Here is a 20,108-nt window from a genome sequence, read left to right as displayed (position 1 = left end):
GATCGCCCGAATCAGGGCAGTCAGGAGCAGTTATGAGAAGAAAAGACCGCGAAATAGATAATATTGAAAACATAATAGCAATTATGAAGAAATGTGATGTATGTCAGCTAGCTTTATTTGATGAGGAATATCCCTATATTGTTCCTTTAAATTTCGGTTTTTCTTATGATGGTACAAATATAACTTTATACTTTCATGGAGCAAATACCGGTAAGAAACTGGAATTGATAAAACATAATAATAAAGCTGCTTTTGAAATGGATTGTTCCCACAAATTAATTAAAGGCAAAGAAGCCTGTGATTGTACCATGGAATATGAAAGTGTCTGCGGAAACGGAACTATCGGATTAGCAGAGGATGATGAAAAGATTTCGGCATTAACCTGCCTCATGAAACAATACTCCGCAGAGAGTAATTTCCATTTTAACGAAAAGCATGTTAATGCCGTAGCTGTTTTAAAATTAAAAGTAAATAGTATTACCGGGAAAAAATTAATCCATTAACTCTTATTCCATCATAAAATTAGAAACTCCAATATTTTTCAGTGAAACAATCGGTTTACATTTTGCAGTTATTATACAATTTCCGATAGGGCAAACTGTTAACACATAACATCCTTCAAATGGTACATGGAATTCAAAACAGCCATAACCCGTTATTTTCTGACAATATAACGGTGTTTTCATATCATTGCATAATTTATACAGTTTTACTTCCCATTGATGAGATTTACAGCAATTACATCCCCAAATACAGCCAATGATTACGCCTGGTTTGATCGGACAGGTTGGGCAAACCGCAGGTTCCGCTTCCACAGGAATAGGAATGGGTACCGGAAATGCTACAATTTCTTTCGTTGCTTCCGGGCACTCCGGGCATTCCGGGCAGGATTCCGGTTCAGGACATGACGGACAGGGCCTCGGCTCCGGACACGTCGGGCAGGGTTTCGGCTCCGGGCATGAGGGGCAAGGTTTCGGCTCCGGACACGTCGGACATTCCGGACATTCTTCCACTGGCGGTGCCGGTGATATAACTGGTGGTGCCGGCGGGGTTACCGGTGGTCTTGGTGGAGTTACCGGTGGTGCCGGTGGGGTTACTGGTGGTGCCGGCGGGGTTACCGGTGGTGCCGGCGAAACTACAGGCGGTATTTCTGCACAGGTAAGACCGCCTGCAAACGGATAATAATGAAATTCAAATCCGCTGTTGGCATTTACTGCAAAGGCACGAATTGCTGCATTACCACTTACATGGCCACCGGTAGGATGTGCATGGAACATAGCCTGGGGTGCTAAGATACTGCCCCAGATATCCGAAGATTTTTCCATATAAATATTGGTAGCATCTTCAAAAATATAAAGAGTTTGATTGGCTCTTCTTTCCTCCCCATAAACCCCGTATTGCAGGTGAGCATTACTGCCCGTTCTTAAACGTACAATTACCAGGCTGCCTGTGGGCACTTCTGCCCTAAGCCCTTTTGTTAATAACCCGTTTGGCCTTACATCAACTAAAAACACGTTCTGACGCGGATCATTACCTCTAAGAATTAACTCATAATTATTATCTACTACCGTACCGTTAACATCCAGAGCTTCAATGCAGTCCATATAATTATTCATATTTTCTCTTGCATTTTGAAAAAATAACGGGAGATTTGCTCCGATTCTGTACGCCGGAATATACCGAGGTACATCATAACTTGGAACGATATAATGGTCACCTTTATCACTAACAGTCCAATATTGGCTGCCGCCTGCTGCCTGGTATAGATATTCCAGTTCCTTGCTTTGATCTGATGTATCATCTTTACCAATTAAATAAGTACTTCCTTTTGCTGCACTAAAAGCGCCTCCCACTACAACATGGCCTATCACTACCAGAGGACCACTCATAGCTACATTGCCACCTACCAGAAATCTTACTAAATCCGGTGAATATCCAATCTGATTTCTGGAATCTCTTTCGAATCCTACGCTTAATCCCCTTGGACTATAAAAACTTCCTCCTATTGCCATGGGGCCTTCTACATCAACAATGTTATTGGCATCGTCAAATACAATCACATTGAACCTTGAAGCCGTACCAAAAGGCTGACCCTCAATATCATACCAAGTAATATCGTCATAAGGTACTCCTACACCTGTTACAGCTGCGTTCCCATAATTATTATAATCCATACTAACTCCTGTAAAACTACCTTGGATTACTTTGAATCCTTATTCTCATTTCAGTTTATTCTACAGGATAATTTATGTGCAAGTTTCATATGCAACTTAATATAATTTATTACAACAAATTCGGTTAATATTTTCACATAATTATTTTTACATAGAACTTACGGTTTCTCGGCCCGTCAAATTCAAATTCCCTGCCATGTCCCGAGGAGCAGTTTTCCTTCTTCTATAATTACTGTTTGATTTATCCCGATGCAGCTGGATTTTAAATGGGCAGCACTATTACCTTCTGCATGGCAGAACTCCTTACGGTCAGGAAAAGCCTTATCAAGTCCTACTAACATATCCTTAACCACATCCGGATCCGCATTTTCATTAATGGTAATTCCTGCTGTAGTATGGGGGGCAGTATATGACACAGATACCATCTGTAATGAAATAACATATCTATTCTTCCTTTATGATAGTTTTTTAGCCACAAAAACCATCTGCCACAACTGCGGTTTTTTTATTTACCGCATGGACAAGCCTCCTTACCTGCATTTTTTACATAGATTAAAGTTAATAATTTAAAAGAAAAAATTACTCTTACAATACATTCAATCAAGCGTTATTGAGTGCAAATATTCAAGCACATCTTCACGGGATTCATAAACGAATGTGCGATCTTCTTCCGATAGTTTTATAAAGCTTATGGGAACGGCCTCTTGTGGAGTGTACATTTTCATTACCGTAGAATTTCTGTAAATTGTTAGTTCAAACATCTCCTCATATTTTGAATTGCCAAACATAGACTTTGAGCCTTTATACGCAACAAATCTATACTCCACTTCTAAACCGGCAAGTATATTATCATATTCGTCTTTCTTGTAGCTTTTACTCGAACCTGCTGATTTGTCTTGAAATTCATCACATTTCTTCTGTTCCTCTATTGTTTTTATCAATCCATCATTAGAATATATCTCTACTTTTTTAATACGGGGATTGCCAATATGATAGCTTGTTTTATCTTGCTCATTTTCAGTGGTAGACGCTTCATTTGAACTTTTTGCTAATGCCTCTCCATCTCCAGTTAAAGAAATTAGAAAGTCCCTAACTTCATCAGTAATCTCATAGTAGAATGTCAAAAACTCAGACTGAATTGGGAAACTCTTTATCGTGTCAGGTGATACTTGCATCATAATCATATTCGTATCTTTGTAAACGGTAATCTCCGATATTTTTTCCAGATTTCCGTCGTTATAAACTGCCACAGGCGCTTTGAAAAATATGAGGTTATATAACGGTTCATGTTCTTTTAACATTTCCCGATTCTTTTTTTGCTGTTCCATATATTCAGCAGTATCTGTGTTAGTTAATTGTGCAATAGAAGTATTAAGTTTTATCAAGGTTTCTTCATCTTCAATAGTATTAAGTAGTATTTTATCTACTGCGGAATATACCTTAACACACGAAAGCTGCTGTAAATCCTCGGCATTATTTTTATTATCCTTTAAGGGAGCCTCAAAAGATATGACCTTATCAAGTGAACAACCGGATAATATTGTCACTATGAAAATAGTCACCAATAGCATAATAAGTTTTTTCATTAAAGAATCCTCCTTGCGGCGTATAATTTTACAAACATTATAGCGCAACAAAAAGAGGATTTTTTTATGATGTCAAAGTTGAACATTGTTTTCGTTAAAATTGGTTATAAACCATAAAGGACAATTTCTATTGAAAAAGATTCCGGCTTACTTTCTATATGCAGTGAACCGTTTGGTTCCACCTCCTGCAATACATTTTTTAGCCCTAATCCGTGGTTTATTCGGTTTGTCTTGCTTGTTGCCGGTAAAAAGCCATCCCATGTGCTTACTTCTTTTGATGCTGCATTAACAATACTAATAACCAACGATTGATTAATGTAGAATAAGGTAATACGCACCCATCTCCTTTTTTCCGGTAACGCTTCACAAGCCTCCTGTACATTATCTAGCAAATTACCAAAAATAGTAGATACCTGTTTAAACGTAATTTTCAAATCTCGAGGTATATGTATATCTGTTTCCACGGCGATACCCGACTGTTTGAGTTCTGTAATTTTTATGTTAAAAATTGCGTCCAAAGCCGGATTACCTGTCAATACCGCTTGTTCATAGCTTCCTATTCGGAAATTAGCCTCTTGCAAATATTGCTTCAAGGCTTTTTGTTCTCCTTGTGAAACGAGCGTTGCCGCTGTATTTAGATGGTTCCGCATATCGTGATGTAAAGTGCGTATTTCGCCGTGGAGCCTTTCTAATTGCTGATAATACTTGTTTTGCAGTTGTAATTGCTGTTCCAGTAAATACCGCTCACGGTCGGCCTCGGTAAAAGCGGCAAAACGCTCGTACAGTAGGAATAACGCAATATTAATAAACAGTAAAACCAACATGACCATTATTTCAATCATATAGGCATAAGGCCTTTCTCGGCTCATAATGTGATAGAACATCCCAAAGTATACCAAAATACTGACAATCGATATAGCTGTAAGAAGTACCCATATTGAAGTTGGAATTACTTGACGCCTTTTACGGCCAATATATCCTGTTGTCGCAAGAATCATCCAGAAGCCCACATGAACCATAACCTCTATAAGCCAAAAGTTTTTATGAGGTAATGGAGTAACAATCAAATCATAAGACGATAACCAAAAACATGCTACCGCAAACAGTACAATACTGAACAAACCTTTTTTGAGCCAATTTGATTTACGGTAAAAAGGCAGAAGCAGGAAACTACTAATGACCGTCGCCACCGGTGTAGAGGTTGGGCGGTAATACTCTAACAACAACCTCCAAACAATAGCGGTTATTGCTCCTAATAGAAGCGCCGCAACATATACTTTGCCTTTACTGATAACAGGTCGGTCATATAAACACTCATACAGGCGGGCAACCAGTATCATATCCACAAGCCCAAGCGTAAGCTGCAACAAAAATAAATATACAAAATCAATAGACGGAAAAATATTCATAGTAAGCCTCCCCGTCGTTTAAGAAAAGAAATATGCGCGTATTTCAACGCACTTTGATATTTTCGGCTTATCGGTAATTTTACCCCTCCGGCAAGTTCAACTTCGGCTTGCCGTATTGCACGGATATATTCCATGTTGACAATATAAGAAGCGTGAATTTGTGCAAACAAGTTTATATCCAACATAGGCGCAACCTTTGAAATTCGCCCATAATATTCCACAATATCATTTGTGTTATGGACGCGGACCTTTCGTCCGGCCCCCTCAAAATATGTAATTTCTTTGTAAGGTAATTGCCGTTTTTCATGTCCAACCGTAAAAAAGAAAATCTGATTTTCATTACGAATATGCTCGACTGCTTCCTGCAATACGGTTTTCAAAGAATCAAATTGTACCGGCTTACACAAAAATCGGAATGGTAAAACTTCAAAAACCTCATATACATACTCCTTGTGACTTGTAATGAAAATAATGAGGGCGTTTCGGTCTGCTTTGCGAATATAAGCGGCAGTTTCAATTCCGTTTTGCACAGGCATTTCAATATCCATTAGATAGATGTTAAAAGACTCTTGCTCTGATTCAAGATACTTTATCAACTCAACACCGCTAAAAAATACATCACAGGAAAGATTTTCATCAGCTATATTGCTTATTTGATTTTCAATGGAATTTATCAAACTTATATTATCATCACATATCGCTATTCTTATCATTTATGGCCTCCAAAGTTTTAGTCACCTTATAGCGCCCATCAACAGGTTTTTCGGCGTCAGCCGTAACAAGCCAAAAGTTCCCTTTTTTACCGCACCAGTTATACGTACGGCAGAGCAATAATTTTGATATGCTAATCATCCCAGAATTTTGCCAAACTTGGTGCGTAAATCTCATGTTTATTCCCTAAATAATTTTTCGTTTATAACATCCTCCTGCTTTATTTTATACATTTCGCTATTTCTTCATAAGAAGCCTCCTTAAAAAGCCCAAGTAAATGTTTTATGATTTCTTCTTTAGCTGCTTTTGCTTCCATGTGATAAGCTGACCTTACATGCTCCTCACCAAATAACTTTTCCGATAAGGAATAAATTGCAATCGGCCATCCATATTCCTCATTTTTCTTATTCCTCTTTCTCTTAAAATCACGAACAGTAATATAGGTCTGCATCTGAAGTAATGTCATAGCTCCATCGAACCCTTTTTCACCCTTAGATGAAAAACCCGCCATAGCTTTTAATTCATAAGACGGAAGTGTTTCATATTCAGAAAGGACATCCATAATGAGCTTACATTTCCTGGAAGCTAAACCATCTTCATACCGGCTGTCAAAATCATATCCATCCCGCCTGTAAGCAGCAAAAACAGGATACCATTCTTTTGATACAAATCCTGCCTTATTGTTAAACAATTTTCCGTAGGCTACATTACCCTCTGCAGCAATTAACTGTCTCCATTCCCAAGGATCTTCCTCTGTATTTCCTCCCCACCAGGAATCTGCTGCTGTTATTTCTTCCACTGAAAAACCTTTTACATTATTTTTAAACAACGGAAGAAATCCGATTGCATTAATGAAACGGGTTAATTCTTTATAATTTTTTATCCTGTTATTATCCTCTCTGGACAGACCCTCCATTGTCCATTTACCATCCAATGTAATCATATGATATCCTCCGTAATAATAATTATATTTTACACTTGATTATATTACCAATTATAACAAATCGGAGAGAGGATTCAATAAAAATATCAGAATAACCGGTTTTTGTTAAATATTGTTATAAAATTCATCCAATTATATTGACATAGGCAAAATATCTTATATAATTATTTATGCAATGGCGCCTCCATGGGGGTACCATTGCTTTTTTTAGTCTTTAAAACTAAATAGCGAAAGGAGCCTATGACATAATACCGTCATATAAACTACCGATGAGAAAAAATAAAATAATAGAAAACCTTTATCATGAATCCAATAAGATTGAAGACAGCCTTCATCTAATGACGAAAGGGATGTTAGATACTCAGATTGATATTACGGATGATCTGCTTCTGTTAAATCTGGTAAAAGATACCAATAATATCAGTAATCAGCTGAATAGCTATATTAATGAGATTACCCGCGTTATCTCCCATCTTTCTGCCGGAGATATGACTATCTCTCTTAATAGTAATGTTAAGTTTAAGGGGGATTTTATTCCTATTAAAAATGCCCTTACAAAAATTGGTCATTCTCTGAATAATACTTTTTCTTCTATTACAGAATTATCTGAAAGCATCGATGATATGTGCGGACAGTTGGATAAATCTTCTAACATCATAGCGGAAAATGCTTCGGATCAAGCAAAACATATTTCGGATTTGTCTGCTACCATGAATGACATTACAGAAGAAACTATAAAGAATACCTCCAATGCAAAATCTGCCTCTCAAAATGCCATGGATGCTAAGAACGAAGCGGAAGTCGGTAAGAAATATATGGATCAGATGCTGATCTCCATGGAAGCCGTAAGATCCTCTACCAATGATATCAGCCATGTCATTGACCTTATTAACAACATTGCTACTCAAACCAACTTACTTGCACTAAATGCTTCCATAGAGGCTGCTCGTGCAGGAGATGCAGGCAAAGGCTTCTCAGTCGTGGCAGATCAGGTTGGAATTCTGGCTTCTCAAAGTGCAAAAGCAGTTCGTCAAACAACCGATCTGATTAATAATAGTATAATAAAAGTAAATGAAAGTACGGAAACCGCCAATAAAACAGCCGAAAGCTTTTCCTTTATCCAAAAATCAATTGAGTCCGTGGCATCACTAAATTCACAAATTGTGAAATCTTCACAAGTCCAGGAGACAAGTTTTCAAAACATCTCTAATATTATTAACCATATATCGGAAGTGGTTCAAAATAATGCACAATTTGCTAAAACCAGTGCAGATAATACCGCCCTTCTTTTACATCATTCGGATCGGTTAAAAGGACTGTTAAGTAATTTCTGCATCAAAGGGCAGGCAGAGACAATAACTTCTGCCAAAGAGGAAGATCTTATACAAATGAAAAAGAAAACAGAAGCAGATTTAAAGCATGATACTGAAATTATGCTTTGTCTGGTGGATGCCTTAAAATCCGCTAAAACACCTGAGAAAATGGATGAACTATTAGAAAGAATGGTAAAAGATAAGACAGAGATAGAATGTTTTTATGTTATAGATCATAATGGGATTCAAATTAGCCATACTATTATGAACCCGGCCATTCTAAATGAAAGTGATTCAGACTTTGAACCGAATGAACCGGGATTTGACAGCTCTGCCAAAAAATATTTCAGACAGGCAATGCTTTCAAATGGTTGCGTATACAGTTCCTATGATTACATATCAGGAGCTACGGGTAAACTATGCCGGACTGTTTCCCGCTTATATCAAAATGAGAATGGGCAACAATACGTTATCTGTGCAGATATCAGTTGTAAATTCTAGATTTTCTGATATTAAATAAATTCAGTACAGACTTTCCCTCCATTATAATTACATAAAATAATATTTTAAATTAGATATAAAGCTGCTGGAATATAACCTGACAATATGTTTTGTCAGGTATATTTCAGCAGCTTTATCAATATTAGTCTATATTATTTTTAGCAGCTAATCTTCTGAAATAATCTTTGCTTTCCCTTATGATAACATTACTTAAAACAATTAACGCTATTAAGTTTGGAAAAGCCATCAAACCATTGAATATATCAGCTATGTTCCATACCGCACCGATTGTCATGTAAGGCCCTATAAAAACTGCTAATATATAAAGCCATCTGAAAATTTTTAACGGTTTCTGATTACCGTCTGTTAAGTACTCCAGACAGCGTTCACTGTAATAATTCCAGCCGATAATTGTTGTAAATGCAAAAAATGTTAAACATATCATTAGTAAAAAGGATGCAACCCAGGGCTCAAAAGGTAAGCCAGTCTGAAAAGCACTGGAGGTAACTGCAACTCCTTCAAGTCCGATATTCCAGGAACCGGTTACGACTATACTTAAACCCGTCATTGTACAGATAATGATGGTATCTATAAACGTTCCTGTCATAGATACAAGGCCCTGACGAACCGGTTCTTTTGTCTGCGCTGCCGCTGCTGCGATAGGAGCACTTCCCAAACCGGATTCATTGGAAAAGATACCTCTTGCAATTCCTTTTTGCATTGCAACCATAATCGTACCCAATGCTCCGCCGGAAATAGCCTTAATACCAAAAGCTCCCTCGAAAATTTCTACTAATGCTCCGGGAATTGCTTTATATTGATTTATTAATAGTATAATGCAAATTAAAACATATGCGATAGCCATAAAAGGTACTACAATCTGAGCAAACCCGGATATTCTTTTTAATCCACCGATCAAAACCAAACCTACACATAAGGTTATGATCAGTCCGGTCAGAATAATAGCTATAGTATATTCTCTTCCAAAAATCAGAATGGTTGCAGAGTTGGAATTAGCGAAGAAATTATTAACTGCAGAGGAGATTCCGTTTACCTGGGTAAAGGTACCGATACCTAACAGACCCGCACAGGCTCCAAAAAAAGCAAATAATTTGGCAAGCCATTTAAATTTTATTCCCATTCCCTTCTCAATATAATAAAAAGGTCCACCCAGAACATGTCCTTCCTGGTCAATATGTCTGTATTTAATAGCTAACAAGCCTTCTGCATATTTGGTAGCCATACCAAAGAAAGCGGCAATCCACATCCAGAATAATGCCCCTGGTCCGCCTGCAACAATGGCAGTAGCCACACCTACAATATTACCGGTTCCGATTGTCGCTGATAAGGCGGTGCAGAGTGCTGCAAAGCTGGATACTTCACCGGTTCCGCCCTCTTCATTTTTCACCATGTATTTTAAAGCTTTTGGTAAATGGATTAACTGTAATACATGAAGCCGGATGGTTAAATAGATACCTACCGCCATAATTAATATAATTAACGGTAAGCCCCATACTAAATTATCTATCCAGGTAATTAAATTATTTAACTGCGTACTCATATTATTAAACCCTTTCTTATATAATGTAATTAATATTTTTTTATCATCCGATAACTGCTTTAATTCTGCGGACACCGGCAGAAGAACTTTCTTCTTTTAAAATTCTAAACTGCTTTAATTCACTGGTGTTAACGGCATGCGGACCTCCGCAGATTTCTTTTGAATACCCCTCTATCGTATAAACTTTGACAATATCGGAGTATTTACTATCAAAAACACCAATTGCACCTTGCTCTTTTGCTTCTTGCACAGTTGTTTCCTCACACTTAATATCGATTCGTTTTTGTATGGCTTCATTTACTATAGCACTCACTTTATCTAATTCCTCTGCAGTTAGTTTTCTATCAAAGGAGAAGTCAAATCTTAAACGCTCGGCATTAATATTGCTGCCTTTCTGATAAACGCTGTCTCCAAGGACTTTTCTTAAGGCGCCGTTTAACAAATGAGTTGCAGTGTGCAGTTTCGCTGTCTGTTCGCTGTTATCAGCCAGACCACCTTTAAATCTTCCCTCTGCACCGGTTCTGGATTTTTCCTGATGCTCTGAAAAACTCTTTCTAAAGCCTTTCAAATCCACTTCAAACCCATTTTCTTTCGCAATCTCCTGGGTAAATTCAATAGGGAATCCAAAGGTGTCGTATAATTTAAATGCTGACTCACCGCTTAGGATTTCTCCTTCTGAAAGTTGGTTTATATATTTTTCTGCAATTTTCAGACCGCTGTCCAATGTTTTATTAAATAAAGTGAATTCCTTTATCAGCTGCTCTCTGATAAAACTTTTATTGACTGTTAATTCCGGATACACTGCTTCATTCAGTTCAATTACTGTATCTGCAATCTCAGGTAACTTATTTTCCATGATTCCCAGCTTTTTAAACATCCTAATCGTACGTCTGATTAATCTTCTTAAAATATATCCCTGCTCTGAATTAGATGGTACGATAGCTTTATAATCCCCCAATATAAAAGTAATAGCTCTCATATGGTCACATATGATTCGGTATTCCCTTTCATTCTTAACATTGTAAGGACTGCCGGTTATACTCTCGATCTTACTGACGATCGGTTTTAAAACATCTGTCTCATATACAGATTCTTTTTCATTTATGACAGCCAGTATCCTCTCTAATCCCATCCCCGTATCCACGTTCTTTTGCTTCAGATAAATATAACTTCCATCCGGCAATTTATTGTATTCCATAAACACGTTATTCCAAATTTCAATAAATTTACCGCATCCGCAGGAGGGGCCGCAGGTTTCACTGCATTTCTCCTTTCCCGTATCATAGAAGATCTCCGTATCCGGACCGCAAGGCCCGGTCTGGCCGGCCGGCCCCCACCAGTTCTCATTCTTGCCGTAAAAATAAATCTGCTCCTCTTTTATGCCCAGACTTCTCCATAGTTCATAAGACTCTATATCTTTTGCAAACTGGTCATCACCCTCAAAAACAGTAACTGCTATTTTATCAATTGGTATCTTTAGTACCGATGTTAAGAATTCGTAACTCATTGTAATAGATTCTTTTTTAAAATAATCACCCAAAGACCAGTTTCCAAGCATTTCGAAATAAGTTAAATGGGTAGCATCTCCTACTTCATCAATATCTCCGGTTCGAATACATTTTTGATAATCTACCAGTCTTTTTCCAAACGGATGTTTTTCTCCGAGCAGGTAAGGTACCAAAGGGTGCATTCCGGCTGTTGTAAATAAAACGCTGGGATCATTTTCAGGAAAAAGGGAGGCCGATGTTATCACCTTATGCCCTTTATCAAGAAAAAAATTAAGATATTTCGTTCTTAGCTCAGTTGAAGTATAAACTTCCCTACCTGTAACCATGTAATTACCTCCTTTTTCATTATTATAGAACAAGTTGAAACAACAAAGTGTGCAAGCCAACATAGGTTCCCCGTTCACCTCATTCATGATGGGATTGCACACTTTAAGCACTGAGTGCGGTCAGCCTGGCTGACATAATTCCATATGCACGAATGCGCATCATGCCGGTCAAGCTTTTTTATTTCATAGAATATTTGTGAAATTTCCTGAAATAAAAAAAGCCCTAAGTTGATTAACCATCAACTTAGGGCGAATATAACATCCGTGTTACCACCTACATTCAGAGAAACCTCTGCGCTCAGTCAGTACAAATCGGCTAAACCAATATATACTGCTTTCCTTTTAACGGCGGAAACTCCGATGAAGCCTACTAAGATCTTCTGTTCGGTTCATAGCTCCAAGACTGCTTCTATACTACTTTCCTAAAGATTTTCACCAGCCATCTTCTCTCTGTAAGTTCCGATAGTATATACTATTTCTTATCATAGCCTTTTTGATTTGAATTTCGTTTATCTTAACATACCAGATAGACAATGTCAACATTTTTTATGAATATTTATTTGTATTATCATGAATATTTATTCCAATATTACTATTCGGACTTACAGCTGAGCCGTAACATATTATTGCAAGATAATCCAATCATTTCAATACAAGTTGTTATTGCGCTAAGCTCTTTCTATTTTATTTGCCATCTCTTTATTACATTCTGTAATATTATTCTCCACACTTGAATAAAGTTTCTCCAGTTTATTAAGTACGTTATTTACTTCATCTTTTACGTTGCGAACACTATCTAAAGATTCGTTAATTCTTGACTGGATAACCCAGTCGGATATTAATCCATCTAAGAAAAAGTCTGCAAATTTTGCGAATCCTTCAATCTCAATATGGATCTCTGAATTTATTTTTATATCCGCCAATTCCGTTCTGAATTGATTGAGCAAAGTCTGAATACGGGAAGCCGCTGCTTTGGCATCATCTATGTGAGAATGCTTAATCATATCCGTGAGTAACCCCCCTCCAAACATATCCCAGGTTCCCCAACCTTCAGCACTGTCAAGACTTGATTCAGCGCTATCTATCTGTTCCATTACACGCTTTCCTGCCAAAATTGCTTCCTGAATTTCTTTTATATATGCTTTATAATGAGAAATTTTATCTTCCAACTCCAATACCTTTTGAGATTCCTCCGTACTGCTTTCTTTCAGCAGGTTATATTTTCTCTTATAAAGATTATTATATAACCTTTCATTATTCTCGTACTTTTTTCTCTCCTCCATTAATTTTGAAATCTGATATCTGGTTTCATCCATCTGTTTTATATTGTCCTCTAATTTTAACCGGGCAGCCAGTACTTCCTGACGTTCTTTTTCCATCTGTTCTTCCTTACTGCCTAAAATTGTATAAAAAATAGCTGTCAGATTTTTTTTATTTAAATGTTCTATGTCTGCTTCCTCTTTGTTTAAGTCTTTCTGAAACATTTCATTTTTCTCTTCCAATTGATTTTGCTGCTCCTTTAAGGCTTCTAACATGGAATTGATCTTTTCACATCTATACATACCCTGTTTTAATTCTTCCAACTCCTTATTGATTTCTTCAAACATATAATCTCTCCCTTTTCCCTTTTAACTTGATGATTAAAAATTATAATGGTATATATCTCTTTTACATTTGTTAATTCTATCAAATGCTGATATTTTTACCTCTTAGAATAATTATATGCCAATAGGTATAGGTAATCAATAAACCCGGTATTATTTAATCCAACTTTAGGTCTTTTCTAATTATTGTATAAGATTTCAGTACTAAAAGTATCGCCTGGGTTATTTAAAAGCAGGATATCATCCACTAAAGCTTAGACTTACCGGCCCGATTAAACCGGATTTCAGACTTAATCCGCATATTTCATTGGCAAGAGTATTTTTAACCTCTACTATTAGGATATTTTCTCCTTTTCTTATAAAATCTGTTGCCTGAAACAGATAAGGTGACCACATTTGTACTCCTAAATCCTGTCCGTTTAAAAACACTCTGGCAATTTCATAAACTTCCCCTAAATTAATCTCTGCTTTTTTATTTTGGGGGTCCTCTTTTATAAAAAATTGTGTTTTATAAGTCACCCCGCCGGAGAAATGTTCCATTCCCCTTATAGTATTCCAGGGTATCAGTTTACTTATTTTCTCTAAGTTATCCAAATCTGCCCCCATATACCAGTCATTATCCAGATTCATTTTCTCTTTGACTGCTATTTTAGTTGGACAATTAGATAACTCCGGTGATTCTTCCCCCTTCACCCGTAAGATAAGAGACTCTCTTCTGCTTAATTTAAGTCCGATATCCATGTAATCAACTTCTGCTTTTCTAATGAGGGCTGCCTCCTTGATATCCCCTCTTAAAGCATCCCATTTTTCTATGTTACCTACGTTGCCGGCCGGCTTTAATCTTACCAAAGTGTTTATCTCTTTTTCTCCTTCATTTACAAATACAAAAAATTCAAATCCATTCTTAACAATATGAGTAACTCTTAAATCTTTAACTTCCTTTAAAACCGCCACTTCTCTGCCTATGACCGCATCGATTTTTTCCACAATATCATAAAAATGTGGAATGGATATCATCTTTTGAATTTTTAAATCTGTCTTATCCGGATTGTAAACAATCACACTCCCGCCATTATGAATAAAAGTAGAAATTTTATCCATAATGGCATTATCAATCAGTTTATCATCTTCTATGACCAAAATTCTGTATGCCTGCTTTTCAATTCTAATGCAGGATTCCTGTATGAAACAATTCCCGGACAGAAACAATTCCTTTTCCAAATAATTAAACTCAATCTGGTTTTCATATAAAGGTTTCACGATCTGCCATGGTAAATGATGTGCTTCGCATAACACTGCCACTTTAGCAAGATTTACACTGTCAGTCATCAGATAACACATTCTTTTGATATAATTGGATATTTGTTTATAATAGGGCCACCAAATATTATTTGGTCCTACGTCCGGTGGTCTCTCCCCTATTCTTCCGGGTCCGTCGACAGAATAGAAAAAAGCATGGGGATATAACAGATTAACCCCTCTTACAAACAGCCAATCCATATACCATTTCATATCATCAGCAGAAAAGGCCCACTCCACTTTGTTTTTTCCGCAGCAGGCAAAACATTCATTTCCATTTCTCCTCTTTCCCCTGTGTCTGGCACTATCCGCTGTACATTTTGCCATAGTACTATGCTGCCCCTTAAGAGCCAGATTATTTTCCGGAGCCACCCATCTCCAGACAATATCCTGAGCGGGTATATGAAAATATTTTAGAAAACCGATATCATCACTTTCATGAGGATGGCCGGTTAATGCAATGTTATGTCTACTGCACCATTCATAGACCGGTTTATAGTAGGTCTCTTCCATTCTTTTATTTACTGCTTCCTGGTATCTTTTTCTTTTCAAGTCGGAGGTTTTAAAGACGTCAAACCATAATAAAGGCAAATCAAATTCAGCATTCCCCTGCTGTATGTAATATTTCAAAAAACCGCCGGTCCAGGGAATTAACCCTTTCTCAAAACCTCTGCCCATAATATCCGGTTCATCCGTAAACATACCGATAATGGTTTTACCAAAATATTTTTTCAAAACTTTATAATACCTTTCATGAGTAAGTTTAATAAATTCTTCCACCGCTGATATGTTTAACAGATCGGCGGAAGCCGGAGCCTCTTTTTCCCCATCATCTTCTCCAAAATGGATTCCTCTGATATGACCTTTTGTAAAAGTCTCTGCAAATAATAAAACCGACCAATCAGCTTCTTCTGCCGTAAAGTTAATCTCATTATCATTAACCTGAAGTTTAGTAATGCTCTCCGGAATAATTTCTTTACCGGATACTTTTTTAACTGCCTGTACGGAAACTAATTTATCTTTCTCTCTTTCGGTTAAAGTAATCTTTAACTGACCTCTGCATTGATATTCTGTCATTTTTAATCCGATACTTGCGTACTCCGGATTATTTTTTACCACCATTCCATGGGCAGAACCTGACGGATACATCGCTTCGTCGTATAATACTACCTTCATGCTAAGCTTCTCTGCTTCTAAAACCCCACATGTTACAAGCTCCATAAACCGATCCGAAAGATATTCTATCTCCCTTGGAATTCCGATTCTTGGATGAATAACAAATCCCTTTACTCCTTTTTCATTAAAATCATGTATTTGTCTTATTATTTCCTGTTCTGTCAGATCACCATTCCAAAACCAAAAGGGTATCGGAGTAAATTCATCCGGTGGATTTAAAAATCCGTTTTTTAACGATTCCAGCATATTTTTCACCCTTTACAAGGACTGTCGCAAAATAGCTTAATATACTTAGTTTATTATGACTATTATGCAACAGTCCTTATCACAACTTTCTTTCATAATTTCAAATATGATACTGCCTTTTACTTTTTATATAAACTTCCTGTGAATCAGGTTCATATTATTCTGATATGTATATAATACTAATACAGTTTTACATTAAAATCCATTATATAAATGTGTAATTCTTATCTATTTAACTGAGTTCGTCCCAACCCTTGCCAGCAGGTTTTTACTGATTCGCATAAGCGTCGGTATAATGGATAAGAGGCCAGAGTTTATATTAATACTCAATTTCTCTGGATGCAGTTTTCTCCTGTAACAGTACCTCCGCCCTATTTTCACCACACGATATTTTCTCCGGTAAATCCAAGTTATAATTTAAAGGATTTACCGCAGGAATAAACAATAAATCTGCTATAGCGACAGAAGTATCCTCATAATCCTTAGTCTGCAAAGTCCATCCATCCGATGTTTCCGTAAAATCAGGCATATCTTTAGCAGAAAACCCGCAGAGTGCCATAAACCGCACTCTTTTCGCAGCCACTTCCTCAATAAACAGAATTTCTTTCGGTTCGTAGGAGGAAACCAACGCTCCTTCATATACCGTCTTCCAGCTGTCATTTACATAAACCTGGACCCAACATCCCTTTATGTCACCTTTATGCTCCCTCTCATTTTGCCTGGGCATATAAATAAGGCCCTTGATATTGATTTCCTTTTCAGTTTCCATTTCAATTATAAATGGGTAGCTGTCTTGCTCTTTCATATAATAGGTATTCGGATTTCCATCTAAAATGGATGAATAATCTTCATCCCCCGTTTCCGCCTCACATAAACCTTCCGGCTCAAGATCCGTCTTATAGAAACCAGGCTTTGTGACTTGAGTATCTCTTAACAACTTTATCTTAACCTTATAATCCAGCATGATTTTTCTGGGGAAAAAGGCATTTAAAAGTACTTCTTCATTGACCTGCACTTTGGGAGAAAACATCACTGATGCAGCATAGGCAAACAGGGATTTTTTTAATAACCTGGCGGCAGGTCTTTTTTCTAAATCCTGATCCAGATCGGCCGTAACGATAAGCAGGAAACCCTCTAAGACCTTACATTCCAGGATCATTCCCAGTCTGTAATTCCGGGTATAGTCGTCAATGGGCTGTACAATGGGCGTAAGTTCTTCCGGGAACCCTGAAAGATTAAGTCCATAAGCCCCATAAATAATCTCCTCCCATTGCCACTCCTGGTATGCTCTGGTTGGGAACAAGGAAAGGGCCGGATGGTTTTCCCTTATCGCCAGACCCATTCCCCGGCTGTAAGTAGGGCCCATCTGCGAATTCCAAAAAGAGGGTCTAACGGACAGGGGCGGAGAATCCAGCCTGTGATGATCCGGGCGAGGTGAATAAATCACCTTTCTTCCCAGAGCTAAAGCCTCTATGGCTTTCCCCAGGGAACGGGTATATAAGACTTCTTCGCCAAAGGATATTTCTTCCTGTGCATTATAAAGCCAGAAGGACCAGCTGTTCTTTATGGAAGTATTCCGTATTCCGATTACGATTTCATATTCCTCAGGTGCCTTAAGTCTCTTTAAGACCAGCTGTATTCTCCCAACTTCTATATTTTTTTCTAAAGGCAGGTCCATAGGTAAAAAATCTTCTGTTATAAGAGCTTCTCCTTTATGATTTAGAATTGTCCAGTATATTCCTGCCTTTTTCATCTCCTCCCTGCCAAAATGACAGAATTCCACCGGACAATCCAGTATTTCATCCGTTGTAAATACCCTTTTGGAAATGCGCAGCAAAGGTACAGTTTCCCGGCAGAAAGTTTTAAATTCCTCCGGTGTTACAAATCCCTTTTCTTCCCAGAAAGGATCAAGAAGACCTACAATTGCGGTACCCTGTCCAAGATAATCGTGTAGATCCAGCAGCTCAAACCCATATAAATGGGGTGTCCGAAAGTTTGCTTCAATTTCTTCTTTATACAGCTGTACCTTTAGCTTTCCGGAACACCAGGCAAACTCCGGGACTTTCGTTAAAACACCATGCTTTTTTGCACTCTCCCTGAAAGCGATATAATTACCGGGTTTTAAGTATCCCGTAAATTTATCGATCACATTATAGTCCGGATAGGAGCACCATTGTCCTAATTCATGGGATATCACGGGATACTTAATTCCCTTAAGGGATATTCGGTAATCCTTTCCATGCCACCCCTTATCTCCCCGGATCGTTCCGCCGGGCTGTATACCATAACCGGAACGGTGAAAATAAACATAATCCGTTCCTTCTATCCTGGCAGGCTCCACCGGATAAGGCCAGCCGGATTGCGTGGTATATATATGCCTGTTATCCGTTTCCCTGCACTTTTTCACCCAATCCGTAAGTGGTTTGTACCATTCCCCTCCCGGTTCGTTACTTGGGGAAAGCATTAAAAAGGAAGGATGATTTCCAAAGCTATCCAGTATCTTCCTGGTTTCATCCCATAATACATCACTCATTTCACAGTCTTCATAAAATTTATTCCACATACCGCATTCCACCTGCAGATATATCCCCTCTTCGTCTGCTGCGGTAAAGGCCGCCTCTGTAGGGCAGAAAGAGTGAAAACGTATATAATTCAACCCCCATGCCTTACAAGTCCCAATGATTTTCTTCCAGTCCGAAACCTCAACGGACGGGTATCCTGTCAAGGGAAATTCCCCGCCGAAATGGGTTCCGCGAAAATATACGGGCCGGTTATTGATATAAAATTTTCCTTCTTTTACCTCAATACTTCGAAAACCGAAACTAACCTCCTCTTCCTCAGTCCTGTACCGGAAAGTACATGACACATTCACTTTATGTAAGACAGGCAAATATTCATCCCATTCATAAGCCTCTTTTGGATAAGACATCTCAAAAACAACGGTTTGTAATTCCTCCGTTATAACAATGAATTTACTTATCTTATTTACTTCTACCCGGACCTTCTGGTCCTGGCCTGTATGATTTCTAATTGAAACCACAACGGAGGCCTTTCTGGCTGCTGGTTCCGGAAACACCCTGATATTTTCCATATGTACAGCGGGAACCGCCTTTATGGAAACCCTCCCAGCTATACCGTTCCAGGACGCACCTAAGGCATCCGATACCATATGCCCGTCCGGCCTGTAAGGGTATTGAAACCGGTTATCCACACATACCGTAATACGGTGTTCTCCTTTCCTTAACATCCCAAGGCAATATCTATGAGGTGTACAAAGGCCGGTTTCGGACCCAACAAACCGGGAATTTACCCATAGGGAAGTCTTCCATTTTACACATTCCATTTCAAAATAAAAGATACAGTCCTCCAGATTATCCGGTATTTCAAACGCCCTCTGATACCAGGCCGTTCCGGTATAATGCCTTGGCGGCTGACTTAAAAAGGGTATATTTATTTCCTCCCCCGTCGTTTTATATTCCTCTCTCTGATACCAGAGCTTATCATGGAGGCTTGATACCCATGGTGTAGTTTTCGTAATAGCTTCTCCATAACCTTGAGCCTGCAAAATACCAGGAATTATTATCTTATCCTCATATTCCACTTCCCCGCAGGTCTGTTTCTTTTCCGTATTTATCTCTTTTGCACATGTTTCCGGCGTATCGCCGCCTAATCTGAAGTTCCAAACACCCTGAAACGTACACTCCCATATCATTTTTTACTCCTCCCGCTTTTTAGGATTTAGATGTTAAAA

General features: G+C 38.0%; 13 protein-coding genes and 1 other annotated feature. Of the genes, 2 read left to right on the top strand and 11 right to left on the bottom strand.

Annotation, left to right across the window (positions count from 1 at the left end; genetic code table 11):
• The first annotated feature begins 32 nt into the window (after positions 1-32).
• On the top strand, positions 33-503 hold the full coding sequence (locus RBU59_RS21245) for a pyridoxamine 5'-phosphate oxidase family protein (RefSeq protein WP_308144475.1): 471 nt from the start codon (positions 33-35) through the stop codon (positions 501-503).
• A gap of 3 nt (positions 504-506) precedes the next feature.
• Here the strand turns inward: RBU59_RS21245 and RBU59_RS21240 are convergent, their stop codons facing one another.
• The 6 genes from RBU59_RS21240 to RBU59_RS21215 all read right to left on the bottom strand — a co-directional run bounded on the left by RBU59_RS21240 (position 507) and on the right by RBU59_RS21215 (position 6,823).
• The gene (locus RBU59_RS21240) at positions 507-2,174 is read right to left on the bottom strand and encodes a collagen-binding domain-containing protein (protein ID WP_308144474.1); all 1,668 of its coding nucleotides are present in this window, start codon (positions 2,172-2,174) and stop codon (positions 507-509) included.
• A gap of 182 nt (positions 2,175-2,356) precedes the next feature.
• Positions 2,357-2,590, bottom strand: a complete 234-nt coding sequence (locus RBU59_RS21235) for a secondary thiamine-phosphate synthase enzyme YjbQ (protein ID WP_330698377.1) — start codon at positions 2,588-2,590, stop codon at positions 2,357-2,359.
• Positions 2,591-2,770: 180 nt separating this feature from the next.
• Positions 2,771-3,760: a hypothetical protein gene (locus tag RBU59_RS21230; protein ID WP_308144473.1), complete on the bottom strand. Its 990-nt coding sequence runs from the start codon at positions 3,758-3,760 to the stop codon at positions 2,771-2,773.
• 104 nt (positions 3,761-3,864) lie between these two features.
• Complete coding sequence (locus RBU59_RS21225) at positions 3,865-5,169, bottom strand: sensor histidine kinase (protein WP_308144472.1); 1,305 nt, start codon at positions 5,167-5,169, stop codon at positions 3,865-3,867.
• Positions 5,166-5,882: a LytR/AlgR family response regulator transcription factor gene (locus RBU59_RS21220; RefSeq protein WP_308144471.1), complete on the bottom strand. Its 717-nt coding sequence runs from the start codon at positions 5,880-5,882 to the stop codon at positions 5,166-5,168. Before RBU59_RS21220 ends, RBU59_RS21225 begins: the two co-directional genes overlap by 4 nt.
• Before the next feature lie 218 nt (positions 5,883-6,100).
• A complete protein-coding gene (locus RBU59_RS21215; protein WP_308144470.1) occupies positions 6,101-6,823 on the bottom strand; it encodes an AlkZ-related protein in 723 nt (240 codons plus the stop codon).
• 269 nt (positions 6,824-7,092) lie between these two features.
• On the opposite strand from RBU59_RS21215, the gene RBU59_RS21210 reads away from it, so the two are divergent.
• On the top strand, positions 7,093-8,637 hold the full coding sequence (locus RBU59_RS21210; RefSeq protein ID WP_308144469.1) for a methyl-accepting chemotaxis protein: 1,545 nt from the start codon (positions 7,093-7,095) through the stop codon (positions 8,635-8,637).
• 142 nt (positions 8,638-8,779) lie between these two features.
• Here the strand turns inward: RBU59_RS21210 and RBU59_RS21205 are convergent, their stop codons facing one another.
• From RBU59_RS21205 to RBU59_RS21185, 5 genes are all read right to left on the bottom strand, one after another.
• A complete protein-coding gene (locus RBU59_RS21205) occupies positions 8,780-10,198 on the bottom strand; it encodes an alanine/glycine:cation symporter family protein (RefSeq protein WP_308144468.1) in 1,419 nt (472 codons plus the stop codon).
• Positions 10,199-10,241: 43 nt separating this feature from the next.
• Positions 10,242-12,032, bottom strand: coding sequence for an alanine--tRNA ligase (locus tag RBU59_RS21200; RefSeq protein WP_308144467.1), 1,791 nt, complete (start codon positions 12,030-12,032; stop codon positions 10,242-10,244).
• 242 nt (positions 12,033-12,274) lie between these two features.
• Positions 12,275-12,527 (bottom strand) — a binding site (T-box leader).
• A gap of 173 nt (positions 12,528-12,700) precedes the next feature.
• The gene (locus tag RBU59_RS21195; RefSeq protein WP_308144466.1) at positions 12,701-13,639 is read right to left on the bottom strand and encodes a hypothetical protein; all 939 of its coding nucleotides are present in this window, start codon (positions 13,637-13,639) and stop codon (positions 12,701-12,703) included.
• Between the two features lie 237 nt (positions 13,640-13,876).
• Complete coding sequence (locus RBU59_RS21190; protein WP_308144465.1) at positions 13,877-16,357, bottom strand: glycosylhydrolase-like jelly roll fold domain-containing protein; 2,481 nt, start codon at positions 16,355-16,357, stop codon at positions 13,877-13,879.
• Between the two features lie 319 nt (positions 16,358-16,676).
• Positions 16,677-20,069 carry a sugar-binding domain-containing protein gene (locus tag RBU59_RS21185; protein ID WP_308144464.1) on the bottom strand — a complete coding sequence of 1,131 codons (3,393 nt, stop codon included), beginning with the start codon at positions 20,067-20,069 and terminating at the stop codon, positions 16,677-16,679.
• Positions 20,070-20,108 lie beyond the last annotated feature (39 nt).

This window comes from Anaerocolumna sp. MB42-C2, from assembly GCF_030913705.1.
Lineage (GTDB): Bacteria > Bacillota > Clostridia > Lachnospirales > Lachnospiraceae > Anaerocolumna.
The sequence above is the reverse complement of the archived record's forward strand: the minus strand, read 5'-3'. Positions and strand labels throughout refer to the sequence as shown.

Excerpts from the sequence above, each read along its gene's own strand:
- RBU59_RS21230 (WP_308144473.1), bottom strand. The coding sequence starts at position 3,760 with ATGAAAAAACTTATTATGCTATTGGTGACTATTTTCATAGTGACAATA.
- RBU59_RS21200 (WP_308144467.1), bottom strand. The coding sequence starts at position 12,032 with ATGGTTACAGGTAGGGAAGTTTATACTTCAACTGAGCTAAGAACGAAA.
- RBU59_RS21185 (WP_308144464.1), bottom strand. The coding sequence starts at position 20,069 with ATGATATGGGAGTGTACGTTTCAGGGTGTTTGGAACTTCAGATTAGGC.
- RBU59_RS21195 (WP_308144466.1), bottom strand. The coding sequence starts at position 13,639 with ATGTTTGAAGAAATCAATAAGGAGTTGGAAGAATTAAAACAGGGTATG.
- RBU59_RS21205 (WP_308144468.1), bottom strand. The coding sequence starts at position 10,198 with ATGAGTACGCAGTTAAATAATTTAATTACCTGGATAGATAATTTAGTA.
- RBU59_RS21245 (WP_308144475.1), top strand. The coding sequence starts at position 33 with ATGAGAAGAAAAGACCGCGAAATAGATAATATTGAAAACATAATAGCA.
- RBU59_RS21215 (WP_308144470.1), bottom strand. The coding sequence starts at position 6,823 with ATGATTACATTGGATGGTAAATGGACAATGGAGGGTCTGTCCAGAGAG.
- RBU59_RS21240 (WP_308144474.1), bottom strand. The coding sequence starts at position 2,174 with ATGGATTATAATAATTATGGGAACGCAGCTGTAACAGGTGTAGGAGTA.
- RBU59_RS21190 (WP_308144465.1), bottom strand. The coding sequence starts at position 16,357 with ATGCTGGAATCGTTAAAAAACGGATTTTTAAATCCACCGGATGAATTT.
- RBU59_RS21210 (WP_308144469.1), top strand. The coding sequence starts at position 7,093 with ATGAGAAAAAATAAAATAATAGAAAACCTTTATCATGAATCCAATAAG.
- RBU59_RS21220 (WP_308144471.1), bottom strand. The coding sequence starts at position 5,882 with ATGATAAGAATAGCGATATGTGATGATAATATAAGTTTGATAAATTCC.
- RBU59_RS21225 (WP_308144472.1), bottom strand. The coding sequence starts at position 5,169 with ATGAATATTTTTCCGTCTATTGATTTTGTATATTTATTTTTGTTGCAG.